Here is a 3,325-nt window from a genome sequence, read left to right on the forward strand (position 1 = left end):
CTCCCAGTTCCTGTCCGCCGCGCTGCTGGCGGCCGCGGGGATGCCGCGCGGCCTCCGGCTGCGGCACACCGGGCAGACCGTGCCGAGTCCGGAGCACGTCGCGATGACCGTCGGGGTGCTGCGCGCGCTCGAGGTGGACGTCGCCGAGACGGGTCCCGGGGCGTGGACCGTGGCCCCGGGGCGCATCCCGGCACACGAGGCGACCGTCGAGCCGGACCTGTCCAACGCAGGCCCCTTCCTGGCCGCCGCCGTGGCCACGGGCGGCTCCGTGACGGTGCCGGACTGGCCCACCCGCACGACGCAGATCGGCGACCGCTGGCGGCGGATCCTGCCGCAGTTCGGGGCGAGCGTGGCCCTCACGGTCGACCGCACGGACCGCTCCCGCGGCCGGCTCACGGTGACGGGGGCGGTCCACGACGACGGCGCGCCCCGCATCACCGGCGCCGGTGAGATCGCGGACACGGCCGAGCTCGCCCCCACCGCGGCCGCGCTCGCCCTGCTGGCCTCCGGGCCCACCCGCCTGACGGGGATCGGCCATCTGCGGGGCCATGAGACGGACCGGCTCGCCGCGCTCACCGCCGAGGCCGCCCGCCTGGGGATCACCGTGGACGAGGACGAGACGTCGCTCGGCTTCCCGGGGACGGACGCGTCGGGGCCGCTGTCGCCCGCCGCCCTCGAGACCTACCACGACCACCGGATGGCGACCTTCGCCGCCGTCGTCGGCCTGCGCGTGCCGGGGACCGGCATCGTGGACGTGGCGACCACCGCGAAGACGATGCCGGACTTCCCCGCACTGTGGACCGCGCTCGTGGCACCCGGCGATGCGGCCGAGGAGGCCCGCTGATGGCCCGGCGCCTCGATCCCTCCGCGTGGGACGAGTCCGATGTCCGGGTGCGCCCGTCCAAACGCGGCACCCGCCCGCGCACCAAGGAGCGGCCCAAGCACGAGGATGCGCAGGTCGGCATGGTCACCACGGTGGACCGCGGCCGGTACGCCGTGGTGCTGCCGGATCGCCTGGACGAGCGGATCACGGCGATGCGCGCCCGCGAGCTGCGCCGCACGCCGATCGCCACGGGCGACCGGGTGGCCGTCGTCGGGGACCTCTCCGGGGACGAGGGCACGCTCGCACGCATCGTCCGTGTCGAGGAGCGCAGCACGGTCCTGCGCCGGTCGGCGGACGACTCGGACGAGGTCGAGCGGGTGGTGGTGGCCAACGCCGACCTGCTGGTGATCATGGTGGCCGCGGCCAATCCGGAGCCCCGGACCGGCTTCATCGACCGCGCCCTGGTCGCCTGCTACGACGCCGGCATCCACCCGGTGCTGCTCATCACGAAGACCGACCTGCGTGATCCGGCCGCGCTGGTGGCGCACTACGAGGCCCTGGACCTGGAGGTGATGACCTCCGGTGCGGCGACCTTCGAGGCCGAGACCGGGGACACCGCCCTGGACGCCTCGCTCGTGGCCCGGGTGGCCGAGCGGCTGATCGGGCACACGAGCGCGTTCGTGGGGCCCTCCGGCGTCGGCAAGTCCACGCTGCTGAACGCGCTCACCGGCGCGGAACGGGCCACCGGCCACGTCAACGCCGTCACCGGCCGGGGCCGGCACACCTCCTCGTCCGCGCTCGCACTGCCGCTGACGGGCGACGACGGCGCCCCCCTGCCGGACACCTGGGTGGTGGACACCCCCGGCATCCGGTCCTTCGGGCTGGGCTGGGTCGAGCCGGACCGCGTGGTGGAGGCGTTCGACGACCTCGCCGGCGGGCTGGCGGACTGCCCGCGCGGCTGCACCCACACCGCCGACTCCCCCGGCTGCGGCCTGGACGCATGGGTGGCCGCGGGCCACGCCGGCCCCTCGGGAGCGGCACGCCTGGCCTCGCTGCGGCGTCTGCTCGGCAACCGGCTGGCCCCCTCGGGGGCGGAGGACGCGGCGTCGTCCGAGGACTGAGGCGGCCCGCGCGGTATAGCGTGGGCGGCATGGAGCGACCTGAGAACCCTGCGACCCGCGGCCGCGACCTCACGGAGGACCTGCGGCTGGCCCACATGCTGGCGGACAACGTGGACTCGATCACGATGTCCCGGTTCAAGGCCCAGGACCTCGAGGTCAGCACCAAGCCGGATCTCACCCCTGTCACGGATGCGGACCGCGCCGCGGAGGAGTCCATCCGCTCCACCCTGTCCCGTGCCCGGGCGCGCGACGGCATCGTGGGTGAGGAGTTCGGCGGATCTCTGAGCCGCTCCGGCCGGCAGTGGGTGGTCGACCCCATCGACGGCACCAAGAACTTCGTGCGCGGCGTGCCCGTGTGGGCCACCCTCATCGCGCTGCTGATCGACGGCGAGCCCGTCGTCGGCGTCGTCTCCGCCCCCGCCCTGCACCGGCGCTGGTGGGCCGCGGCCGGCCAGGGCGCCTTCGCGGGCACCTCGCTCACGCGTGCTCAGCGGATCACCGTGTCCGGCGTGGATCGGGTCGAGGACGCGTCGCTGTCCTTCTCCTCGATCGAGGGCTGGCGCGAACGCGGCTCGATCCGCGCGTTCCTGCAGCTCACCTCGGACGTGTGGCGCGTGCGCGGCTTCGGTGACTTCTGGTCCTACATGCTCGTGGCCGAGGGCGCCGTGGACATCGCGGCCGAGCCCGAGCTCGAGCTGCATGACATGGCCGCTCTGGTGCCGATCGTGCGCGAGGCCGGCGGCCGCTTCACCTCGCTGGACGGCGAGGACGGCCCGTTCGGCGGGCACGCGCTGGCCACGAACGGCCTGCTCCACGACGACGTCCTCGCCCGCCTCCGCGCGGGTGACGAGACCGAGGGCGGCGCCTGATGGCCGCGCGGGGGGAGACGACGGCCGACCGGAGGGGCGGGCGCGGGACGGATCGCCGGCCCGGCACTGCGGGTGCGGTGGCCCTCGGCGGTGCCGCGGGCGTGCTGTGCGGTGCGGGGGTGATGAACGCGGTGACCGCGCTGGCCGGGGCGCCCAACTTCCGCGGCACGTTCGGCGCCGCGTTCGGGGCGGTCGACGTGCTGGTCCAGGCCCTGCCGCTGTTCGTGGTGAACGTGCTCGGCTCGTTCCTGCTCGGCCTGCTGTGGGCGGCCTCGCGCTGCCGCGGGCCGGACTGGCGTCCACGCCTGGTGGCGGGGCTGGGAACCGGCTTCCTCGGTGCGTTCACCACCATCTCCAGCGCCGTCGCCCTGGTGCTGTGGCCGGTGCGGCTGGGCGCTGCGGCGTCCGGGGCGGGTGGCGTCCTCGCCGCGGCGGTAGCGGTGCTGCTGGTGCTCGCGCTGATGGCTGCACTCCCGACGGCGGCGGCCGTGCTCGGCCTGCGCGCCGGGAGC

General features: G+C 75.5%; 4 protein-coding genes. All 4 read left to right on the forward strand.

What is annotated here, in order from left to right; translation table 11 throughout:
• Positions 1-844, forward strand: an 844-nt coding sequence (locus D8M29_RS08580) for a 3-phosphoshikimate 1-carboxyvinyltransferase (protein WP_370450157.1), incomplete at its 5' end; no start/stop codon positions are given.
• A complete protein-coding gene (gene rsgA, locus D8M29_RS08585; protein WP_044659234.1) occupies positions 844-1,944 on the forward strand; it encodes a ribosome small subunit-dependent GTPase A in 1,101 nt (366 codons plus the stop codon). The genes D8M29_RS08580 and rsgA, both read left to right, overlap by 1 nt.
• Positions 1,945-1,973: 29 nt before the next feature.
• Positions 1,974-2,813 carry a histidinol-phosphatase gene (gene hisN, locus D8M29_RS08590; RefSeq protein WP_041104303.1) on the forward strand — a complete coding sequence of 280 codons (840 nt, stop codon included), beginning with the start codon at positions 1,974-1,976 and terminating at the stop codon, positions 2,811-2,813.
• 77 nt (positions 2,814-2,890) lie between these two features.
• A partial coding sequence (locus D8M29_RS08595; protein ID WP_148111557.1) for a CrcB family protein occupies positions 2,891-3,325 on the forward strand: 435 nt, incomplete at its 3' end.

The organism is Micrococcus sp. HSID17227, assembly GCF_003989405.1.
GTDB lineage: Bacteria > Actinomycetota > Actinomycetes > Actinomycetales > Micrococcaceae > Micrococcus > Micrococcus luteus.

Excerpts from the sequence above, each read along its gene's own strand:
- rsgA (WP_044659234.1), top strand. The coding sequence starts at position 844 with ATGGCCCGGCGCCTCGATCCCTCCGCGTGGGACGAGTCCGATGTCCGG.
- hisN (WP_041104303.1), top strand. The coding sequence starts at position 1,974 with ATGGAGCGACCTGAGAACCCTGCGACCCGCGGCCGCGACCTCACGGAG.